24 protein-coding genes are annotated in these 20,970 nt (G+C 57.2%); 10 read left to right on the top strand and 14 right to left on the bottom strand.

The window, feature by feature from the left end; genetic code table 11:
* The first annotated feature begins 3 nt into the window (after positions 1-3).
* The 4 genes from flhA to ACR0MP_RS06730 are packed head-to-tail and all read left to right on the top strand — an operon-like array spanning position 4 to position 4,329.
* Positions 4-2,091: a flagellar biosynthesis protein FlhA gene (gene flhA, locus ACR0MP_RS06745; protein WP_480886198.1), complete on the top strand. Its 2,088-nt coding sequence runs from the start codon at positions 4-6 to the stop codon at positions 2,089-2,091.
* Positions 2,088-2,861 carry a flagellar biosynthetic protein FliR gene (locus tag ACR0MP_RS06740; RefSeq protein WP_480886196.1) on the top strand — a complete coding sequence of 258 codons (774 nt, stop codon included), beginning with the start codon at positions 2,088-2,090 and terminating at the stop codon, positions 2,859-2,861. The genes flhA and ACR0MP_RS06740 overlap by 4 nt, the downstream gene beginning before the upstream one ends.
* Positions 2,858-3,946: a flagellar type III secretion system protein FlhB gene (gene flhB, locus ACR0MP_RS06735; protein ID WP_170408679.1), complete on the top strand. Its 1,089-nt coding sequence runs from the start codon at positions 2,858-2,860 to the stop codon at positions 3,944-3,946. The genes ACR0MP_RS06740 and flhB overlap by 4 nt, the downstream gene beginning before the upstream one ends.
* Positions 3,947-3,969: 23 nt before the next feature.
* Positions 3,970-4,329: a hypothetical protein gene (locus ACR0MP_RS06730; protein ID WP_480437394.1), complete on the top strand. Its 360-nt coding sequence runs from the start codon at positions 3,970-3,972 to the stop codon at positions 4,327-4,329.
* Positions 4,330-4,340: 11 nt separating this feature from the next.
* Here ACR0MP_RS06730 and ACR0MP_RS06725 read toward each other — a convergent pair whose 3' ends face one another.
* The 9 genes from ACR0MP_RS06725 to ACR0MP_RS06685 are packed head-to-tail and all read right to left on the bottom strand — an operon-like array spanning position 4,341 to position 8,871.
* Positions 4,341-4,835, bottom strand: a complete 495-nt coding sequence (locus ACR0MP_RS06725) for a flagellar basal body-associated FliL family protein (RefSeq protein ID WP_480886194.1) — start codon at positions 4,833-4,835, stop codon at positions 4,341-4,343.
* A gap of 11 nt (positions 4,836-4,846) precedes the next feature.
* Positions 4,847-5,578, bottom strand: a complete 732-nt coding sequence (flgH, locus tag ACR0MP_RS06720; protein ID WP_170395282.1) for a flagellar basal body L-ring protein FlgH — start codon at positions 5,576-5,578, stop codon at positions 4,847-4,849.
* Positions 5,578-5,991, bottom strand: a complete 414-nt coding sequence (gene flgA / locus ACR0MP_RS06715; protein WP_480886192.1) for a flagellar basal body P-ring formation chaperone FlgA — start codon at positions 5,989-5,991, stop codon at positions 5,578-5,580. Before flgA ends, flgH begins: the two co-directional genes overlap by 1 nt.
* A complete protein-coding gene (flgG, locus tag ACR0MP_RS06710) occupies positions 5,991-6,776 on the bottom strand; it encodes a flagellar basal-body rod protein FlgG (RefSeq protein WP_480886190.1) in 786 nt (261 codons plus the stop codon). Before flgG ends, flgA begins: the two co-directional genes overlap by 1 nt.
* A 21-nt stretch (positions 6,777-6,797) precedes the next feature.
* The gene (locus tag ACR0MP_RS06705; protein ID WP_170408684.1) at positions 6,798-7,508 is read right to left on the bottom strand and encodes a flagellar hook-basal body complex protein; all 711 of its coding nucleotides are present in this window, start codon (positions 7,506-7,508) and stop codon (positions 6,798-6,800) included.
* Positions 7,508-7,780: a flagellar biosynthetic protein FliQ gene (locus ACR0MP_RS06700; RefSeq protein WP_170395271.1), complete on the bottom strand. Its 273-nt coding sequence runs from the start codon at positions 7,778-7,780 to the stop codon at positions 7,508-7,510. Before ACR0MP_RS06700 ends, ACR0MP_RS06705 begins: the two co-directional genes overlap by 1 nt.
* 3 nt (positions 7,781-7,783) lie before the next feature.
* The gene (gene fliE / locus ACR0MP_RS06695; RefSeq protein ID WP_170408685.1) at positions 7,784-8,074 is read right to left on the bottom strand and encodes a flagellar hook-basal body complex protein FliE; all 291 of its coding nucleotides are present in this window, start codon (positions 8,072-8,074) and stop codon (positions 7,784-7,786) included.
* 12 nt (positions 8,075-8,086) lie between these two features.
* Positions 8,087-8,473 carry a flagellar basal body rod protein FlgC gene (gene flgC / locus ACR0MP_RS06690; RefSeq protein WP_170408686.1) on the bottom strand — a complete coding sequence of 129 codons (387 nt, stop codon included), beginning with the start codon at positions 8,471-8,473 and terminating at the stop codon, positions 8,087-8,089.
* Between the two features lie 11 nt (positions 8,474-8,484).
* Positions 8,485-8,871, bottom strand: a complete 387-nt coding sequence (locus ACR0MP_RS06685; RefSeq protein ID WP_170408687.1) for a FlgB family protein — start codon at positions 8,869-8,871, stop codon at positions 8,485-8,487.
* Between the two features lie 89 nt (positions 8,872-8,960).
* Here ACR0MP_RS06685 and ACR0MP_RS06680 point away from each other — a divergent pair, with 89 nt between their 5' ends.
* The 6 genes from ACR0MP_RS06680 to ACR0MP_RS06655 all read left to right on the top strand — a co-directional run bounded on the left by ACR0MP_RS06680 (position 8,961) and on the right by ACR0MP_RS06655 (position 16,207).
* Positions 8,961-10,304 (top strand): FliI/YscN family ATPase, encoded by a 1,344-nt coding sequence (locus ACR0MP_RS06680; protein ID WP_480886188.1) that lies wholly within the window; start codon positions 8,961-8,963, stop codon positions 10,302-10,304.
* 83 nt (positions 10,305-10,387) lie between these two features.
* Positions 10,388-11,227, top strand: a complete 840-nt coding sequence (locus tag ACR0MP_RS06675; protein WP_170408689.1) for a flagellar motor protein MotB — start codon at positions 10,388-10,390, stop codon at positions 11,225-11,227.
* Between the two features lie 98 nt (positions 11,228-11,325).
* A complete protein-coding gene (locus ACR0MP_RS06670) occupies positions 11,326-12,621 on the top strand; it encodes a flagellar hook protein FlgE (RefSeq protein WP_480886186.1) in 1,296 nt (431 codons plus the stop codon).
* Positions 12,622-12,654: 33 nt separating this feature from the next.
* Positions 12,655-14,106: a flagellar hook-associated protein FlgK gene (gene flgK, locus ACR0MP_RS06665; protein WP_170408691.1), complete on the top strand. Its 1,452-nt coding sequence runs from the start codon at positions 12,655-12,657 to the stop codon at positions 14,104-14,106.
* Positions 14,107-14,108: 2 nt separating this feature from the next.
* On the top strand, positions 14,109-15,116 hold the full coding sequence (locus tag ACR0MP_RS06660; RefSeq protein WP_480886184.1) for a flagellin: 1,008 nt from the start codon (positions 14,109-14,111) through the stop codon (positions 15,114-15,116).
* A complete protein-coding gene (locus tag ACR0MP_RS06655) occupies positions 15,113-16,207 on the top strand; it encodes a flagellar basal body P-ring protein FlgI (protein ID WP_170408693.1) in 1,095 nt (364 codons plus the stop codon). The genes ACR0MP_RS06660 and ACR0MP_RS06655 overlap by 4 nt, the downstream gene beginning before the upstream one ends.
* 38 nt (positions 16,208-16,245) lie before the next feature.
* Here the strand turns inward: ACR0MP_RS06655 and ACR0MP_RS06650 are convergent, their stop codons facing one another.
* The 5 genes from ACR0MP_RS06650 to ACR0MP_RS06630 all read right to left on the bottom strand — a co-directional run bounded on the left by ACR0MP_RS06650 (position 16,246) and on the right by ACR0MP_RS06630 (position 20,915).
* Entirely contained in the window at positions 16,246-16,890 is a 645-nt protein-coding gene (locus ACR0MP_RS06650; protein WP_170395244.1) for a DUF1523 family protein, read from the bottom strand.
* 10 nt (positions 16,891-16,900) lie between these two features.
* Entirely contained in the window at positions 16,901-17,167 is a 267-nt protein-coding gene (locus ACR0MP_RS06645) for a hypothetical protein (protein WP_170736832.1), read from the bottom strand.
* A gap of 1 nt (position 17,168) precedes the next feature.
* The gene (locus ACR0MP_RS06640; RefSeq protein WP_170395239.1) at positions 17,169-18,506 is read right to left on the bottom strand and encodes a DUF6638 family protein; all 1,338 of its coding nucleotides are present in this window, start codon (positions 18,504-18,506) and stop codon (positions 17,169-17,171) included.
* A gap of 148 nt (positions 18,507-18,654) precedes the next feature.
* A complete protein-coding gene (locus ACR0MP_RS06635) occupies positions 18,655-18,987 on the bottom strand; it encodes a hypothetical protein (protein WP_170408696.1) in 333 nt (110 codons plus the stop codon).
* A complete protein-coding gene (locus tag ACR0MP_RS06630; protein WP_480886182.1) occupies positions 18,984-20,915 on the bottom strand; it encodes an AAA family ATPase in 1,932 nt (643 codons plus the stop codon). Before ACR0MP_RS06630 ends, ACR0MP_RS06635 begins: the two co-directional genes overlap by 4 nt.
* Positions 20,916-20,970: the final 55 nt, after the last annotated feature.

Here is a 20,970-nt window from a genome sequence, read left to right as displayed (position 1 = left end):
ATAGTGCCCCGTATCGATCCCCGCACCTTGTTCTCTCCGACCATATTGCTGGCGCTGGCGCTGATGGCGGTCATCGTGATGATGATCCTGCCCATGCCAGCCTGGGTACTGGACGTGGGGCTGGCGGCATCCTTTGCGCTGGCGATACTGATCTTCACATTGACGCTGTTCATCGAACGGCCACTGGATTTCTCATCCTTCCCGACGATCCTGCTGGCCTCACTGATGTTGCGCCTGTCGCTGAACGTCTCCTCGACCAAGCTGATCATCGGTCAGGGGCACACCGGCACCAACGCCGCTGGTGACGTGATCGAAGGTTTCGCCCAGTTTGTCATGGGCGGCAGTATCTTTCTGGGCCTTGTCGTGTTCGGCGTTTTGCTGATCGTGAACTTCATGGTCATTACCAAGGGTGCGGCCCGTATGGCCGAAGTAGGTGCCCGGTTCGCGCTGGACGGGATGCCCGGCAAACAGCTGGCCATCGACAGTGACATGTCTGCTGGAGCCATCGATCATCAGCAAGCCAAAGAACGACGCGAGCGCGAGCAGCAGGAGACCACCTTTTTCGGTTCGCTCGACGGCGCGTCGAAATTCGTCAAAGGCGATGCGATTGCCGGGTTGCTGATCACACTTCTCAACCTTGTGATGGGATTGGTCATGGGGGTCATCGTGCATGGGATGCCGGTATCGTCCGCCTTCGAAACCTATGCAATCCTGACCGTTGGGGACGGGTTGGTATCGCAGATACCAGCAGTGATCATCTCGATTGCGTCCGCCTTGCTGTTGGCGCGTGGCGGTACGCAGGGTGCAACCGACAATGCGATCTTCTCGCAGCTTGGACGCCACCCGGCGGCGTTGGGCACCGTAGCGGTTCTAATGGTGCTGTTCGCCCTGGTGCCCGGTTTGCCGTTCTTACCTTTCATTCTTGGGGCCGGGGTGCTGGGCTATGCGGCTTATTCAGGCCTCAGAAAACGCAACGCCAGCGAGGCAGAGGCTCAGACCCCCAAGGCCGAGTCTGACACTCCGGTTTCACAGGCCATCGGTGATATCCTGGACCTCGACGACGTGCATCTGGAATTCGCCCCCGATCTGGTCAGCATGGTGCTGAACCCCGGTACCGGCCTTGACGCGCGGATCGCCAACATGCGGACCTATGTCGCCTCAAGCTTTGGGCTTATCCTGCCCGAAATTCGATTGACTGACCGCGCCGATCTTCCGACCGGAACTTATGTGATCAAAGTACAAGGGGTCGAACAGGCGCGTGGTGTTCTGAATTCTGAACTTGTGCTCGCGCTGGTACAGGACGGGCACGACTTTTTACCTGATGGCACCGATGTGACCGAACCCGTCTACGGTGCCCCGGCGCGCTGGATATTGCCCAAGGACCAGGAGGTCGCCGCACTGAATGGGGCCACCATCGTCACCCCTCCTGAAATTCTGGCGACCCATCTGCTTGAGATCATCAAACAGAATTTCTCGCGCCTTATGACCCTGAAATCCCTTCGCCGCCTGCTGTCCGAGATGACGCGGCTCAGCGATCCGACCCGAGCTGAAGCCAACCGCAAAATGCTGGACGAATTGATCCCAGACAAGGTCCCGATCGACACACTGCATGCTGTTCTGCGGCTGTTGCTAGACGAACGGGTCTCGATCCGAAACATGGCGCTGATCCTTGAAAGCGTGGCCGAAGCACGATTGACCACCACCCAGCCCGAAGGGATCTGCGAACTGGTCCGCCAGCGGCTGGGCTTTCAACTGGTTGCCGACATGAAACGCGAGGATGGCTCGATCCCTCTGATCCAGCTCGCACCGGAATGGGAGGACACATTTGCTACCTACCAGATCGACGCCGCGAACACAGGTATCGACGTGGCACTGCCACCCAACCTGTTCAATAAACTGGCCGATGGGGTTGTCGATAGCGTCGCAAAATCAGCAGATCACGGCTTGTTCCCAGCAGTCGTCACCTCGACCCGTCGACGCAGATTGCTCAGGACCATTATGCGCGCGCGCGGCGTCGCCAACCCCGTCCTGTCTTTTGAAGAGATAGGGCTTGAGGCGCGCCCCGCCTTGGTCGGAACGGTGCACGCGTGATCTCAGTCCCGTCAGAGCTTTTGCCACATCTGGGGCAAAACCTGTGGCATCTGTTTGCCGTATTTCTTCGTGTGTCCGCATTGGTTTCGCTACTACCGGCCTTTGGTGAACGCAGCGTCCCTATGCGGGTCAAACTGGGCGTGGCAGTTGCTTTCACAATGATTGTCATTCCCGCCATACCCGCATCGGGTGTTATGCCGGGCTTTCACAAAATGATTGGATTAATCACCATCGAAGTCTTGATCGGTCTTATGCTCGGCATCGGGTTGCGCCTATTTGTCCTTGCACTACAAACTGCAGGTTCAATCGCGGCGCAAGCGACATCCTTGTCTCAGATCCTGGGCGGAGCGGCCGCAGAACCTGTCCCGGCGATGGGGTATCTGCTGACGCTGGCCGGCTTGGCGCTGGCGGTATTGCTTGGCCTTCATATCCGTGCAGCGCAGTTCATGATCCACAGCTATATGCTGTTTCCGATGGGCGCGCTTCCAACTGCGCCTGGTCTGTTGCAATGGGGCGTTGCGCAAGTCGCCCACAGCTTCGGACTGGCCTTTGCGCTGGCGATGCCCTTTGTCATCGCATCGCTGATCTACAACCTCGCACTGGGCGTAATTAACCGCGCCATGCCGCAGCTCATGGTCGCTTTTGTCGGTGCCCCAGCAATCACTTTCGCAGGCCTTTTCCTGCTTTTCGCCGGGGCACCATTGATCCTGGCAACCTGGTCTGACGCTTTGTTCACCTTTTTCCAAAACCCGCTTGGAGGGCTGCGATGAGCGCATCAGACGACGACAGTGATAAGTCATTTGAGGCGACCCCGCAAAAGCTGGAAAAAGCCCGCAAAAAAGGCGAGGTGGCGAAGTCCAATGATCTGTCGGTGGTGGCTGCATACATGGGACTGCTCGTCGCACTTTTGCTCACGGGGCAATTCACGGCAGAGCATCTGGGGACTGTGTTCGTGGTCTTGATCGACCAATCAGATCAATTCGCAAGCTTGCTGACCGTCGGACCCGCGACATCCACCGTCGCTGGGATTCTGAGATCAACTATGGCACCAATCGCCGCGTTGTTTATCGTTCCGGCAGTCGCGGTGTTGCTCAGCCTGATCGCCCAGCGCGCACTGATCTTCGCGCCGGAAAAGCTGAAACTACGCGGTTCACGCATCTCGATCGTCTCAAACGCAAAGAACAAGTTTGGCCGGGGCGGGTTGTTCGAATTCGCCAAGAGCTTTGTTAAATTGTTGATCTATGGAACATGCCTGACCCTATTTTTACACGCCCACCTGCCCGAGATTCTGACAGCCAGTGCAGCCGCCCCGAGATCCTCAATTCTGTTGATGATGAACTTACTCAGCCAATTTCTGTTTATCGTCATAATGATCGCGCTGGCGATCGGCGTGATAGACTATCTGTGGCAACATGCCGAACACCTTCGCAAAAACAGAATGTCACGCAAAGAAATTCAGGATGAAACCAAGGATTCCGAGGGTGATCCGCACGTCAAACAGCAGCGTCGCCAACGCGCGCAGGACATAGCAACCAAGCAGATGATGGCGGATGTGCCCAAGGCCGATGTGGTGATCGTCAACCCGACGCATTATGCGGTGGCGCTGAAATGGTCGCGAGCAAGTGGCAGCGCTCCGGTTTGCGTCGCCAAAGGGGTAGATGAAATCGCGGCAACAATCAGGGCCACGGCCGGAGACGCAGGCATTCCTATTCATTCCGATCCACCAACAGCACGCGCATTGCACGCGACCGTCGGGATCGGACAGGAAATTACCGAAGAATACTACCGACCCGTTGCAGCAGCTATTCGGTTTGCCGAAGCCATGCGCAAACGAGCGAAGGGCCAGGTCGGATGACGCAAGATCGCATGGACAACCTTTTGACCGTCGCCGAAGCTGTTTATCAACGGGAACACCAAAAATTGCACCCTTTGTTGCAGCGCGAAGCCCAGTTGCTTCAGCAATTGACGCGTCTGGATTCTCAATTAGCCGAAGTAAAATCGACGAGTTCACAGTCGGATGGCTATCAGGTCACCGGCGCAGACCTGTTGTGGCACGGCTGGGAATCTTTGACACGGCGCAACCTGAACACCGAGTTGGCGCGCCTGCGATCACAAAAGCTTGCGGCAATGGAAGAATTGCGTGGGGCATTTGGGCGCAAACTGGCCGTTGCCGATCTGTCGCGCCGCCTGCAAGAACACAAGCGACGCGTGCGACAATCTAAGGCTCAGGAATCGTAACCGGAACCCGTTCAGGTATCCTGTCGGCTGACACTCATGATCAGAACTTGCGAGACATCTTCGCCCAGATCCTTTCTCGCAACCTCCAGCAACGCATTGCGCAATGCCGTCAGGTTGTCTGACCGCGTGAATGCGCCGTCGAACCCGCCGATATTGGCGTGGTCAAACAGAACTTGCAGAAACCGGTCCCTTAATTTTGGCTCGATCTCATAAAACGCTTCGGCAATCCCCGGCCTCACCTCAAGGCTGAGGGACATGGTGACGAGCGCCGAAATCTCGTCCTCGGAAACCACGGGGACCACGAACTGTTTGGTGAGTTTCAGATACTCATGTGTTTCTGATTGATCCTCTTTGCCGGGCTTAGTTTTGTTTTTCTTGTCTTCATTGGGTTTTTGCCCAGCCTCCGCAAGATCTTCAGCTTCCCCGGAAGGGGACAATAGGATCCGGGCGCCCGCACCGGCAGCCAGGCCGAAAACCAGAAAAACGATCGGTAGTAGTTTTCCCATCAGCGCGGCCCTCAGAAAGGTAGCAAGGTATCAAGTATCTGTTGTCCATAGCGTGGTTGCTGCACATCCGTGATCTGCCCGCGGCCACCATAAGACACCCGCGCTGACGCGATCTTGTCATAAGTGATTTCATTCTGGCGCGAGATATCTTCGGGGCGGACATAGCCCGAGACCAGCAGTTCCCGAAGTTCGAAATTCACCCGCAGTTCTTGCGATCCAGAAATCGAAAGCACACCGTTTGGCAACACGTCGACGACCGTTGCCGCCACGCGCAAGGTCAATTTTTCTTTGCGTTTGACCGATCCCTTGCCTTTGCTGACCGAAGCCGAGTCAATTGAAACGGCATCATCAAGTGAGGCCCCTTCAGGTAGTCGTTCACCTGCGCGCTGAGGAAGGCCGAAGAGTTCCGGCACCGCAAGACTTTCTGACCCAGCCCGCGACCGGTTGGTGTCGTTGGATATTTCGGCCTTTTCATCCAGCTCGATCACGACTGTCAGAATATCCCCTTTTTTCATCGCCCGTTGATCACCAAGCAAGGAATGCTGACCGCCACTCCACAAAGATGACTGATCAACGGTTCGCTGAGGCTGGCTGTGCAAAGGTAGTCCGGGCCACAGCATCGCAACATGCTCAGGCGATTCCGTGTTTGGTGTCAGGCTGGGCGGCTTGCCAAGGTGGTCCAATCGTCCACACGCCGCAACACTCAGAACGACAAATAGCAGGGGTTTCGAAAGGCTCGGCATCATTTAACCTCAACTTGTCCATCGGGACGGATTACGCCCGTTACTGTTGTGCGAGACGCCAGATTCATGACACGGATACGCTCGCCTGCTGCGCCCCGCCCCAACGCGCGGCCTTCGGCAGTGATCGATAGCGCGACGTGATCGAACATCAGCGTCACCAGATCGTTTCGGTCCACGATCGCAGGCGGACCGACATCGGCAGGGCGGATTGGCTGACCTGGATAAAGCGCAACACGTGCCTCCTGACCGATAAGATCCTCTGGCCTACGAACCGCCCCATTGACCTCAGAGGTTTTGACTTCGAGGTCGGATGAGACAATGACCTCTTTGGCGCGGATCGTGCGGGTCGGCACAACGATCTCGGCCAAGCTTGGCATCGGCGTCAGGCATAGTATGAGGGTTAACAGACGCATCACCGCACCTGCGTGGTCGCGCCCATCATCTGGTCGACGGCGGAAATAACTTTGGCGTTCATTTCATAGCCACGCTGCGCTTCGATCAGTTCCGTGACCTCGCGCACCGCATCGACTGAGCTGTCCTCAAGATAGCCCTGCCGCAATGTGCCCAGCCCATCTTCGCCCGGGGTGCTGACAACCGGAGCGCCCGAGGCTTCGGTTTCCTTGAAGAGGTTGCTACCAATCGCCTCAAGACCCTTGGCGTTCGAGAAGCTGGCCAGCGTAAACTCGCCCAGCAACTGCCCCTCGGCCGTATCATCGAAATAGGCATAGACCTCACCCGCCGCATTGATTGAGATCGATCTGGCATCGTCTGTAATGGTAATTTCAGGGGCAACGGCAAAGCCATCAGAAGTTACGATCAGACCTTCGGCCGAACGTTTCAGGCTTCCGTCTCGGGTAAAGGCGGATTGGCCATTCGGCATGGTGACTTCAAGGTAACCTCGCCCTTCGATGGCGATATCCAGATCACTGCCCGTTGCCGAGAGCCCACCCTGTTGCAGCTGTACGGTGACGGCGGCAGGGCGCACGCCCAACCCCAACTGAATACCTGTCGGAAGGACCGTTCCATCCGAGGCATTGACCGCCCCGGCGCGCGCCATCTGTTGATAGTGCAGATCGGCAAACTCGGCCCGGCGGGTGTTGTAGCCGGTTGTATTCATATTCGCGAGGTTGTTTGAAATTGTCTCAACCCGCATCTGCTGTGCGGTCATGCCCGTAGCCGCGATCTTCAATGCACGCATGTCGTATTCTCCTTCCGGTAATCAGCGCATCAATGCCTTAAGCGCCCCGCGAACCCGTTCGTCTTCGGCCTCAAGAAAACTCTGCCCGAGCTCGTAGGCCCGCTGAATTTCAATCATCCGGGTCACCTGACCAATGGCATTGACATTCGATCCTTCGAGAAACCGATGCAGCACGACCGGCTCGTCCACCGGGTCCACCTGCCCGCCTGCACGGAAATGTGTGCTTCCTTCGCGCACCAGGTTTTCGGGATCGGCGACGTTGTAGACACCGATCTGGCTCAGAAGCTGTCCATCGACGCTCATCGTGCCGTCGCTGCCAACATCGATCGTTGCGGCGTCGGGCGGGACAAAGACCGACGCGCCATTGCTGTCCAGAACCCGGTGCCCGTCCATCGTCACCAGATCGCCCTCAGCATTGGGTGAGAAACTGCCGGAACGCGTCAGGCGGTTCCCAGCGGGCGTTTCGATCATAAAGAAACCGTCCCCTTCGATGGCAAAGTCGAAGGACCCGCCTGTCTCGGTCAGCACACCTTGTTGCAGAGAAGTGTTTCGAACCTGCGCACGGCTGAGCGATAGTGAAGGATTGCCCGGCATATCCCGGACGAATTCGGAGAACACCAGCCCCTGCTGACGATATCCGGTCGTGTTGGCATTGGCGATATTGTTGGCCACCATTCGCATCTCATCCATGAGACCGGATTGACGGGACAAGGTGACATAAGCGGTGTCCATTAGCGACCTCCGGCAATAAGCGGGACCAATGTCCCGGTAAAAAACGTAACAAGGGTCTGGGTCATGAAACCCATCGACATCCAGAACACGACCACGATTGCAATCAGCTTAGGCACGAAGGTCAGGGTCATCTCCTGAACCGAGGTCAAGGCCTGAAACAAACCAACTGTAAGGCCCGAGATCAGCGCCACCGCCAGGATCGGAACCGACGTGATGACTGCAACCCAAAGCGCCTGGCGCACGATGTCGTAGAACAGACCTTCGCTCAGCATCGTTCAGACCGGCATCCGCAAGATTTCCTGATAGGCTTCAACGACTTTGTTCCGAACAATCACAGCCGTTTCCACTGCCAACTCTGTCTGCGCCAGCGCCTGAACCAAAGCGTGCGGGTCGGCCTGCCCAACCATCGAAGATTGCGTGACTTGCTCGCTTTGTTTCAGCGTCGCCACGAAATCCTGAAACGAGGATCGCAGCCCTTGCGCTGTCCCCTGATGTTCGGGGGCGGCCTGCGTTGCTGGGCGCGCACCCGTATAATTCTGCGCGGCGGTAAGTGAGCGAACATCCATTCTGGTATTCCTTTATTTTCGGAGTAGATCCATCAGACTCGATGACATCTGCCGGGTCTGGTCGAACATCTTGAGGTTGGCTTCATAGCTGCGCTGCGCCTCTCGGGCGTCTGCGATTTCGATCATCAGATCGACGTTTGATCCTCTGTAATGGCCAGTCTCATCAGCCATAGGGTGGCCAGGATCATAAATTCGGCTCAGGTCGCGACGATCGAGTTTGACGCGCCCCACCTGAACCATTTCTTTTCCGTCCCGTTCGACTGTCTCAAACGGGACTGTCTTACGCCGGTATCCGGGCGTATCGGCGTTCGAGATGTTCTCGGACACATGACGCAACCGCGCAGCTTGCGCACGCAGTGCGCTGGCCGACGCGTCCAGCGAGTAGGAAAAATCGCTCATCGTGAATTCCCCTATGCCCGGCCCAGGCTCGTGCGCAGCACACCGATTGAAGACTTGTAGATCGCTAATGCCCGGTCATGTTGTCGCTTGACCTCGACAGCTTTCAGCATCTCTTCTTCCAATGAAACACCATTGCCATTCGGATCGCTCGAAGCCGCGACCGTGAATTCAGCCCAAGGCTGAGCGCGCACATCACCATTCAGATGACCCCTCCGAGTCGCGGTCATCGCGACCCCTTGGCTCGTGTTTTCAAACACTGTCTGGAAAGCTTCAATATCACGGGGCTTGTATCCCGGCGTATCCGCGTTGGCCATGTTGCGCGAGACAACCGCTTGCCGTTGTCCGGCATGGGTTGCCATTGCGTACGCAGTCTTAAAGACGTTCAGGTCATAGAACATCGGGGCTTCTCCCTCGATCAATTTCAATCAAGGCTTAACCCCGATTCCTTTAGAAACCGTTTTCAACAAATCTATGTGGAGGACCTGCGATGGCCGATCTCGATCCGTTGCGTCTGAAATGCGAATTCGATAGGATGTCGGCGGTACACCATATCGGGCATGTGACCGGTGTTGCGCGCGGCGTGGTTGAAATCGATGGTCTGACCGCCCAAGCCCGGATCGGGGATCATCTGACGCTGCGCCGACAAAAAGGCCCGGACCTGCCTGGCGAGGTCCTGCATGTCGAATCAGGCGCGATCCATATGCTGCCAGCCTCCGCACCCGATGGCGTAAGCCTGGGGGATCAGGTCTCTCTCGACCAGATGCCTGCCTTTGCGCCCGGAATGCATTGGCTTGGGCGGGTGATCGATCCGTTTGGCAAACCTCTGGACGGCAAGCCCCTGCTGCCTGGCACGTTTGAACGTGACCTTATGCAGGCCCCGCCAACCGCGGTATCGCGCAAGCCGCTGGGCGGTCGTATGGAAACCGGGTTGGCGATCCTCAACACGATGCTGCCCATTGTCCAAGGTCAGCGAATCGGCCTGTTCGCTGGTTCAGGCGTTGGCAAATCAACACTTCTGGCGACGCTTGCCCGCTCAGTCCAGGCGGATGCTGTGGTCGTTGCATTGGTGGGCGAACGCGGGCGCGAAGTGAATGAGTTTGTCGAGAACGCCCTGGGTGCCGAAGGTCTGAAACGATCCGTCGTCGTGGCCGCAACCTCGGATCAATCGGCCCTGAGACGCAGACGGTGCGCATGGTCGGCCATGTCGGTGGCGGAATTCCTGCGGGATCAAGGGTTAAACGTTCTGTTTCTGGCCGATTCAGTTACCCGCTTTGCCGAAGCGCAACGCGAGATTGCCGCCGCAATGGGTGAAGCCCCATCGCTACGTGGCTACCCGCCATCGGTCACGCCGCTGATTACAAATCTGTGCGAACGGGCGGGTCCCGGAACTCCCGATCAAGGTGACATCACCGCAGTCTTCAGTGTTCTTGTCGCGGGTTCTGACATGGACGAGCCCATTGCGGACATTCTGCGCGGCGTCTTGGACGGACATGTCGTGCTGAGCCGGGACATCGCCGAACGCGGGCGCTTCCCGGCCATTGACCTCAGCCGATCCGTGTCACGCAGCCTACCAGGTGCGGCGACCGCGGATGAGAACCAGTTGATTACAGAAACCCGCAAGCTGGTCGGCAGTTATGAGCAATCTGAGGTGATGATCAAAGCCGGCCTCTATGCCGAAGGAACAGATCCTTTGTTGGATCGCGCCGTCCGGGTCCACGAAGAGCTAGATAGCTTTTTTGCGAAGGCCGATCCCGATGGTATCGAAAACAGCTTTAATCGATTATCTCTGATTTTAAGGCGCGCTGGTGTAAACCCGGTGTCGCAGTCTTAGAATTCAGAACAGTTTTAAGTGTTAAGCCCACCTTAACACCTGCCCTGCTAGGCCAGTAAGCGGGTGAATAGAAGGTGGTGGAGATGGGTGCGCAATCCAATGCGGCGCCAATCATCATCAAGAAGAAACGTGTATCGGGTGGCGATGCTCACCACGGTGGTGCGTGGAAGGTCGCGTATGCGGACTTTGTCACTGCCATGATGGCGTTCTTCATGTTGATGTGGCTGCTGAATGCAACGACCGAGACGCAACGCAAGGGTCTGGCGGATTATTTTTCGCCCACGATTCCGGTCAATCCGGTCTCGGGCGGTGGTGATGGTGCCTTCGGCGGTGACAACATGTTTTCGGAAAAAACCATGGTTATGGATGGATCAGGTGCCAGCAATCGGAACCCCACTGAGGCGAAACAGGCGCGCGGATCAACCGGCGTGGATGCGAAAGGCGGCGGTAAGGGTGCGTTCGAAGATTTCTCGTCGCTCGAGGCGCAGTTGCTGGGGCGCGCTGGGGAAAGCCTGGTGTCCGATAAGATGCGCAAGCACATCGTGACCCGCGTCACCGACGAAGGGCTGGTGGTCGAGCTGTTCGCCACTGAGGATCAACCGTTGTTCGAATCGGGGACAGACACGCCAACCCAAATGATGCGCGCGCTGACACTTTTGGTAGCGCGGTCTTCTGATCTGGTGACAAACGCAATCGCGGTTGAAGGGCATGTGCGGTCTGCACCCGTCGTGTTGGCGAATAACCCGGTCTGGGATCTGTCGACCGCGCGGGCGCAAAGCACCCGCCAACTGCTGCAGAACAAAGGCATCCAGCCACAGCGGTTGGACCGCGTGACTGGGCACGCGGACCGAGAGCTTTCGGATAAAAACCCCATGGCGATACGCAATAATCGGATTGAGATCATCTTTTTACGCAACCCTTAAGGGGTAAAGGATAGACAGCATTTTAGCTGTTAGCCGGCTGTTAAGGGCCAGTGCGGTACGTGTTGCATCAACGAATGACGCAACAAAAGGGCGTACCGATGACCATATCCTCTTCGCTGAATGCCGGTGTGGCAGCGTTGAAGGCCAACGCCAACAGGCTGGCCACGATCTCTGACAACATCGCCAATTCATCGACATTTGGCTATAAAAGGGTCGAGACCGACTTTCACTCCATGGTCACATCTGGTCAGGGCGGCAGCTATTCGGCAGGCGGGGTCAGAACCACCAGCCAACGCCAGATAGATCAGCGCGGATCGCTGGTAACCACCAACAATTCAACCGATCTGGCCGTGCGCGGTAGAGGCATGCTGCCTGTCCGTCCCAGTTCGCAGATCGCGTCAGGTTCAAATGAGATGCTGCTGACCACGACAGGCTCATTCCGCACCAATGAGGAGGGGTATCTGGTCACACAATCCGGCCTTGTACTTCTTGGCTGGCGTGCCAATCCAGATGGCTCGATCCCCAGCGTCCCGAGGGATACGCCCGCCGCTCTGGAACCCATTCAGCTAAGCGTTAATCAACTTTCGGGCGCCCCCACAACATCCATGAACCTGCGGATGAACCTGCCTGCAACAGCGACCAACGCCGGTGCTCCGGGTGACACGCAGCCCTTGTCGGTCGAGTATTTTGACAATTTGGGCAAGTCTGAAAGCGTCGATATCGAATTGGTCCCCACCGTTCCTGCAACCGGCAGCAGCAATGAATGGACCATGACATTGCGCGATTCAGCCTCGGGCGGCGCTGTCATTGGAGAATATACCCTGACCTTCACCGATAGCCGTACAGCCGGTGGTACACTAGCCAGCGTCACCGCCGTGACCGGCGGTGCCTATGACCCGGCAAACGGCAGCGTTGTCGTCAACGTCGCCGGCGGACCGATGGAGATCAACATCGGCCAGATCGGCGATGCGGACGGCATTACACAGCTTTCCGATACCTTTGCTCCGGTTTCGATCACACGCGATGGTTCGGCCGTTGGCACGATGACAAGCGTACAGGTTGATGAGAACGGCTATGTCTATGCTTTCTATGATACTGGGGTCAGCCGCCGGATGTTCCAGATTCCACTGGCCGATGTACCGAATCCAAACGGTCTGACGGCGTTGGACAGTCAGACCTATGCCCCCTCGCGTGACAGCGGCACCTTTTTCTTATGGAACGCGGGTGAAGGTCCAACAGGAGATCTTGTTTCTTTTGCACGCGAGGAATCGACCACCGATGTCGCCACCGAGTTGACCTCAATGATCCAGACCCAGCGGGCCTATTCCTCAAGCGCCAAGGTCATTCAGACTGTGGATGAGATGCTGCAGGAAACCACTAATATCAAACGCTGATCTGATGATTGATCAACGAAAGGGATGCGTCCGATGAATATGTCGACAGCACTGAACAACGCTCTGGGCGGGCTGAGCGCAGCCAGCCGTGGTGCGGCGGTGGTTTCAGGAAACATCGCCAACGCGTTGACCCCGGGATATGCCCGCAGATCGCTTGAACTGGCGACCAGCACAGTTTCCGGTAATGGCGTTCGTGTCGTTGGTATCACTCGGCACCAGGATCCGGTACTGATCGCAAACCGCCGTGCGACCGATGCAGACCTGATGGCAGCCAAAACCGTGGCGCAATTTCATTCAGGTTACGAGAAACTGTTGGGGGCAGCCGACGATGCCACTTCGATCTCGGCCAGACTGGCCCAATTCGAAAGCAGCCTGATTACAGCTGCAAGCCTGCCCGGCTCAGCCCAACGGTTGGATCAGGCCGCCCGTGCAGGCGGTACATTGAGCACAGCGCTCAATACAGCGTCCGAAGGGGTGCGGCAAATGCGATCCGATGCGGATCGCACGATAGGCAAACAGGTCGATACGCTGAATCAGACTCTGAAAGACATCGAGAAACTGAATGCTCGTATCCCCGCTGTCCGCAATTCGGGCGGTGATATTGGCGCGCTGTTGGATCATCGTCAGATTCTGGTCGATCAAGTCAACGAGTTGGTGCCTGTCAACGCGATCGCGCGCGATAATGATCAGATTTCCCTCTATTCCGATGGCGGGTTGATCCTGCTGGAAGGAACCGCGGCCGAGTTTTCGTTCTCGACCACAGGCGATACCATGCCGCATATGACCGTTGGCAACGGGTTGCTGTCCGGGCTTGAGATCAACGGCCGACCCGTTCGCGTGAGCGGAGAGTTCGCCCAAATCCGAGGCGGCGCATTGATGGCCCAGTTCTCGGTCCGCGACGAACTGACCGTCGAAGCGCAAGCCGATCTGGACGCCGTCGCCCGCGACCTAATCGAGCGGTTTGAAACCACCGGGTTGGACCCGACCGCTGCCGCGACCGATCCGGGCGTCTTCACGGATGACGGCAGCCGCTTTGATCCGGTTTCTGAAACCGGTCTTGCGTCGCGCATCTCACTAAATGTTGTGGTCGACCCGGATGCAGGGGGTGACAGCTGGAAACTGCGCGCGGGTCTGGGGGCTTTGACCCCCGGTGCGCCGGGTGATGCCAGCCAGTTGCAAGCATTTGGGGCCGTTCTGACCGACTCACGCCCGGCCCCCAGCGTGGGATTTGGGACAGGCACGATGCGCGCGGCCGAGATCGCCGAGGCGTTGCTTTCCAAAGCCGGGGCAAACGCACACACAGCTGACCAGCGCAGCAGTTTTGCAGCAAACGCGCAGCTGGAAATGCAAAAAGTCGTCGCGGAGCAAGGTGTTGACAGTGACGCGGAACTGCAGCGCTTGATGCAGATCGAGCAGGCCTATGCCGCAAACGCACGCATCGTCGCTGTCGTGGATGAACTGATGGATACCCTGTTGAGGTTATGAACATGACACTGAATTCGATCGGGGATCTGGCCCGCGGCCTTACCCTCAGAACTCGCAGCGCCGAGATCAAATCACAAATCGAAACACTGTCGTATGAGATGTCCACCGGCAAGGTGCAGGATATCTCGGTTCGTCTTGGTGGTGATTACTCGCACCTACTGGATCTAGATCGCAGCCTGGAACGGTTGGACGCGCTTTCCATCGCCACCGCCGAGGCGCAGCTATTCACGGACGCAATGCAATTGAGCTTGACAACGCTAAGCGGCTCGGTCGCCGAGATGTCAGCGTCGCTGCTATCATTCGGCACGGCGAACCAGACCGTGACACATGAACAAGCATCGGTTCAGGCACGAAATGAGCTCGACACAATGATCTCAGCCCTGAATACGCGGGCGGGAGGGCGCAGCCTGTATTCTGGAACATCGACTGACGTCTCACCTCTGACCTCCGCTGAAACATTATTGACAGCGCTGCAGGCCGAATTGATAGGGCTGACCTCCCTAACAGATATCCAACAGGCCGCTGAGGATTGGTTCAACGACCCCGCCGGATTTGATGCGGTGATATATCAAGGTGGTACGGGCACCTTGGCTTCGATGCAGATTTCCGAGAACGAGCGGATCACGCTTCCGATCACTGCGACAGACCCCACGCTCAAGGACGCTTTGCGCGATGTTGCGGTTGCGGCTCTGGCCACAGATGATGCGCTTGGATGGACGCCTGATCTACGAACCGCATTGTTCACGCAGCTTGGTGTTGAGTTGGCCAATACACAGGATGCGACGGTCAATTTGCGCGCCCAGGTCGGCGCGGCTGAGGCGCGTGTAGAGCAAGCCGCAACGCGCAACGCCGCCGCAAAGACCAGCGCTGAGCATGCGCGCAATGCGTTGATCGCTGCAGATCCCTATGAGACTGCGGCACAGTTGCAAACCGTGCAGTTCCAACTGGAGAGTCTGTATTCCGTGACCGTTCGCAATGCCAACCTGTTACTGGTGAATTTCTTAAGATGAAGATACTCGTATTCCTTTTGATAGTCTTACCCTGCATTGCCAATGCAGGGGCTATACGCCTGAAAGATCTGGTGGATTTCGACGGTGTCCGCGGCAATGATCTGGTTGGCTACGGCCTTGTGGTTGGCCTGAATGGCACCGGCGACGGCTTGCGCAATTCTCCGTTCACCGAAGAGATTATGTCCAACATTCTCGAACGGCTGGGTGTAAACGTGAATGGCGAAGATTTTCGCCCCAAAAACGTCGCCGCCGTATTGGTCACCGCCACCCTACCACCCTTCGCGCGCGTCGGCGGTCAGATTGACGTCACCGTCTCTGCCATTGGAGATTCCAAAGGGCTTCTTGGGGGGACATTGATCATGACACCCCTGAATGCAGCAGATGGTCAGATTTATGCCGTGGCACAAGGGACAGTGCTAGCCGGCGGCGCTGCAGTTGAAGGCGAAGCAGCGTCGGTTGTAAGCGGGGTGCCGACATCGGGCGTCATACCCTCGGGCGCGCGTGTGGAGCGCGAGATCGATTTTCAGCTTGCTGATTTGACTCAATTCAGACTGGCGTTGAGAGAACCGGATTTCACGACTGCAAGCCGCATAGAGGCCGCCATCAATAAGGAATTCAACCGAGCGGTCGCACTCATGCGCGATTCCGGCACTGTGGAGTTGAGCATTGAGGCGACGCGGGCCGTATCAACCGCGCATGCCATTGGACGTATTGAAAACATTCTGGTCGAACCCGAAAGCAAAGCCCGCGTCGTGGTGGATCAAAGATCGGGCACAATTGTCATGGGTCGGGACGTCAGGATTTCACGCGTCGCGGTATCGCAGGGCAACTTGACCCTCACAGTCGAGGAAGCCCCGATTGCTGTTCAGCCAAATCCGTTTGCGCGAGGCGAAACAGTTGTTGTTCCGCGCACCTACGCTGGGATCGAAGAGGAAGAAGGAACGGGGCTTGCAGAAATTCCCGAGGCAACCACCTTGTCCGAAGTGGTCGCCGGGTTGAACGCCTTGGGCGTGTCGCCACGCGATATGATCGACATCCTGAAAACCATCAAGGCTGCCGGGGCGCTTCATGCTGAGTTCATCGTGAGATGAGCAGTCAGACCACAGCGCACGCCTTTTGGCGTACCACTTTACTTGGATTTCCAACTGTCCAGCCAGCGGCGAAAGCCCTTGCGCTTTTCATCTATTGCATCACCAGCGGCGTAAAGACCATCTTCCATGTTCTCCAAAACAGGATCGATCTTCTTTTGCCGAAACCGCCGCCATCGAACCCAGATGGCCCAAACCAGCGCAGCAAACACAGTCAGGAAGACGATATTGAACCACGGGATGATGCGGACATCCGGCCCCTCGACATGCCGGATGAAAATTGCGTTGGGAAAAATCGACATGAACTCATTGCGCCAGCCGTAATGCGTTACGACCACCCAATCGGGGTTATCTTTGGTCGACTTGGCATCGTTGGCCTCGGTGTAAAGGTTCGCAGTGTCGAACTTGAAATAAGGCGGCCAGCCCCAACCGGTGTCTTCGTTGCGATAGACAATCGGCTTCCCGTTGGCGCGTACGGCCTGAATGAACTGTACATCGCGGTTTGACAGGCTGGTGGATTGATCTTCAGGCTCGGACCAGAAGATCCGCGTCCAGTCCGTCAGGTCCTGACGTTCCTCATAGGTGTTGACGATCCGCACCACATCGTGCTGCGGTAGGGAATACTGCAAGATCACGGCGATCGTGCCCCAGAAGATGATAATGAACGCCCATTTCACATAGGCCATGCCTTAACCCTCACATGTAATTCACGATGTAGATCAGCGCGCCAATCGCCACCCAAGGTACAATATAGACACCCAAAATCAGTTTGCGCCGGAATGAGTTGTCGTAGACGTGCAAACCACGCGCAACAAACGCTTCTTTGTAACCGGTTTTGCCCTTTTCGTCCCACCACGTCTCCAACTTTCGCCGCCTAACTCCTCGCGAATAAAAGGACAGCGCGAAATAGGCAATCGTCTGGATCACCAGCAGGATCAGAAACAGGCGCATCGCTCCGAACATCTTAATCTCTCCTGACCGCGCCCCAAGGGCCGACCCGTGCGATCACTGTTTCGCTGACCCGGTCATTGCCGGTCATGTCCGGTTCATGACCAAATAGAGCCGCCCGCGCGCCTGCCTTGTCCACCTGATACTCGCGGGCAAGGAAGTCGGCAACATAGGCTTTCTTGGTCTCGGGCCAGGTCCTGTAAGTACTATAAAACAATTCCTTGTGGCAGATGAACATCTGCCGCGGATCCAGCGGAGCCAATTCGGTCAACAGCATATTCACCAGATCGCGGTTCGGCGTATCGGCTGCGCGCAATGTGTAGAAATAAGCGGGATGATCCGAGGTGATGCGTGGCCAGCGCCCGCCATCCGTCGCCCAGCGCAACAGTTGCGCGAGGCCGTGATAGGCTTCGGGCAGCCGGTCCGAGTGGTTGCGGGCGAGGCGGCGCATATCGCTGCGATCCAACCCGGTCAGATCGACATCGGCATCTGCTGCGGCAGCAATGGTCAGAAAGTCCATTTTCTGCTGCAGTATCGCAGCAGCATCCACGCCGCGCGCTTTGACAATCGGTTCAACCAGATCGTTGTAGTCCAGAAACTTTGCGATCTGGTTCCGCTGCGACGGGCCAAAGACATATTTGATCGGCATATCGTCAGGCTTTTCGCCCATGCAAATCGCCGCCGGGTGATCCATATCCGGGAACAGGTAGAGCCCGCCAAAGTGTGCCGTCCAGAAATTACGCTGCTCGAATGCGGTATGGCGCAGGCGAACGGGATTGCGAGTGACGTCGCCGGTTTCCTTGGCCGTTTCGATCATCTTGGCGATCAGCACATCGTCGAACCATGCATCCTCTTCGGTTTTGAAACGTTCGACCATGCCCGCTAGCTGCTGGGCCTTGCGTAGGGTGCCGCCTGCGGTGTCGGCCTCGATCTCGATCTTGCTCAGGTTCAACAGGTCGCGCGGCGTGCTGAGTTTGATGACCGAGTTCACCAGCTCTCCGGCCACCGCATCGGCGGCGGTCAAGGCAAACAGTTGCGCCTCGTTCATATCGATGAATTCGCGCAGGATATCGCGCGAGGTCGAGAATTTGACGTTCAGCAAAGGCGCGCGTTTCTGCTCGGTCGTCAGCAGGATGAACTGCCGGTTAACCCCGTTGGGGTTGAGGTAGAGCTCATCCTCCAGCTCAATCCCCACCTCTGGCGAATAGCCCGAGATATCGACATGGAAATCCGTTAACGCCGTAGTCTTGCCCGTCAGATGCTGCAGCGCGCGGTTATACCGCTTGACCAGAGCCGGGCTGGAGATGTGGATGAGATTGCCGAACATCAGGCCTTTTTCGATGAGGCGGATCATAACAATTGCCTTCCCGCGCAACGGTAGCGATGCGCCCGGCCTGAGGGTGGGTGCGGAACGCGCCCGCCCTGGGGGCCGGGTCGGGCGCGTCGCGGCTGCGCCGCGATATCACTCTCAAACAGAAACCTGTACTCCAAGAATTCGAAACTCATGCTCGCAGTCCTTTTGCAAATGCAAAAATGATCGCGAAACCAAGGGGTACTGCAATCAACCAGAACTGTAGCTGAAAATAGACCATTACATCTGCGGGATTTGCGTTGCCAACGTCCACGGCAAATCGGTCGACAAAAAAATCCATCAAAGTGTAGCTGGTAAGAATTGCCAGAACAGCGCAAACCGCGCCATATACGAAGAAAGGAAGAAAACATTTCTTTCCGCTTTCTTTAGCCGCACGAGATGTTCGATAGGCTCGGAACCCTATTGGAATAGCAACCACAGTGCTCAGTAGAAGAGGCAGACCTATAGCGATCAAATAATTCACCCCTTCCCCTCCAGATACCGCCGCTTGGCCTCTTCCATCCGACCCATCTCACGCACTGCGTTTTCGATGGCGACCTCGTCACTCTTGTCGGCATAGCGGAATTCGCTGTCGGCGTAGCGGTTGATCTCCTGGATTACCATTTCCACCGTGATCGGCTGGCGCAGGTCGTCGATCATCGCCTTCTTGGTGTCGTAGTCGCGGAACAGGAACAGGTCGGGGTTTTCCATCCACTCGTCGGGCAGTTCGAAATCCATCGCGCGGACCTTGACCGCGTCGGTGATGTTCTTGATCGCACGGCCGGTGAACCGCTCATCCGCCTGCTGGATCGCCTTGAGGTAGGTGCCCAGCTTGGCAATCGTGTCCATCTGGCCGATCTCGCCAGACACCCGGTCATAGACCTGCAGCAGGGCATCCTCATGTGGACGGGAGTGGCTTTCAAAACTGGCGGCGACGGCCTTTTTGATCTCCTGCGCGGCATAGGCTTCGTGTTCACCCAGCGGGATGTCGTGGTTACGGCCCATCAGCAGGTGTAGGATGTCAATGTAATCCTCGCGCGTTTGCGGCCCATCCACCAGGAACCGCGCGCCCGCCCGCTGGCGCAGGGCGTCGTCCACATTCTCGGGGTAGTTCGAGAACATGCCAAAGGTGCAGTTGCCCCGCACAACGGTGTTGGCGCCCGCAAAGCTTTCCATCAACACAGCGGTGATTTCCAGTTGCCCGGCCGAAGACTGCCGGTCGCCCCGTTTGCCCGCCAGTTGGTCGATATCGTCGATGGTGCCGAAGCCGATGACCGAGGGGTCGATGATAATGTTGATAAAGGCCTTGGCATTCTGGCCTGATTTGCCCTGATAGCTGTCGATATTGTCGGTGCTCAGATTCTGATAGCGGAACGGATAGCCCGCATTCTGGCAATAATCGTTGATCAGCCCGGCCATCATCTGGATCAGAGTGGTCTTGCCGGTGCCCGGTTTGCCGTCGCCCATGAAGGTGAAGATGAACCCGCCAAGCTCGGCAAACGGGTTCAGGCGTCGGTCGAAGTCGTAGGCCATCACCATCTTGGCCAGTTTCATCGCCTGATACTTGGCGATATGGTTGCCCACCACCTCGTTCGGTTTCTTGAACGTCATGGTTAGCGTGGTGGATTTGGCTTTGGACGCAGGTTCGAACCCCCGGATTGTCAGGTCATCCGCTTCGATATACCAGGCGGCATTCTGGAACGGTGCCAGATGGCCTGCGGACTGGGCGCGTAGAGCGACCTTTTCCATCAATTGCTCGGCATAGGCGCTGGTGGCTGCGATCAGGTGGGCATCATCGGGGGCGTGTTTGGCAAGGGTCTGGTCCAACTCCCACAGCGCGCCGTGCAAGGCGAGTTGGCCGTTGTCGGTCAGGACCTCTTCGATCTCACCGATATCGACAGTGGTCTCTCCCAGATGCGAGGACATCAAGTACGCCAGCGCATTGCCGAAGGTGTGCGAGGTGATCAGAGCCTCGGCAGTCAGCAGTTCCGAGAATTCGGTCTTTCGCGCGGCGGGCAAATCGCCCGCAAGGTTCGCGCGTTTCAAGTCTGCCAACGGTGTCTGTTCGGCGTAGGCCTCGCTCACCGCCAGAGCGATGGCAACCGCACGGCGGATTGCCTGCTGCGTTGTGGCCTGCGGTGGCGAGACCAGCGCATCGCCATCATCCGAGGCCTCGATCCGTTCGACCAAATGCACCCCGTCTGCGCGCACTGTGCGCCGTGTCACCAAACCCGGCGTGGTGGATCGAAACCTCCGTCCGGTCGACACCCCCGGCGACCGTTCCGTCGACGTCTCCAGCGCTTTGGCAATCCGCGGCGCGTGTTCGAACCCATTCAGCAAGGCGGTCGCTGCCGGGTAATGCTTGCGAATATCCGCCTCGCGCAATTCCATCTGATCTGACGTCAAACTCATCTCAAAAACCGCCCTTGATTCATCTTTTTCAAAAATACTCTCGCCGAAGGCGAAA

Source organism: Ruegeria sp. K3 (genome assembly GCF_056531845.1).
The sequence above is the reverse complement of the archived record's forward strand: the minus strand, read 5'-3'. Positions and strand labels throughout refer to the sequence as shown.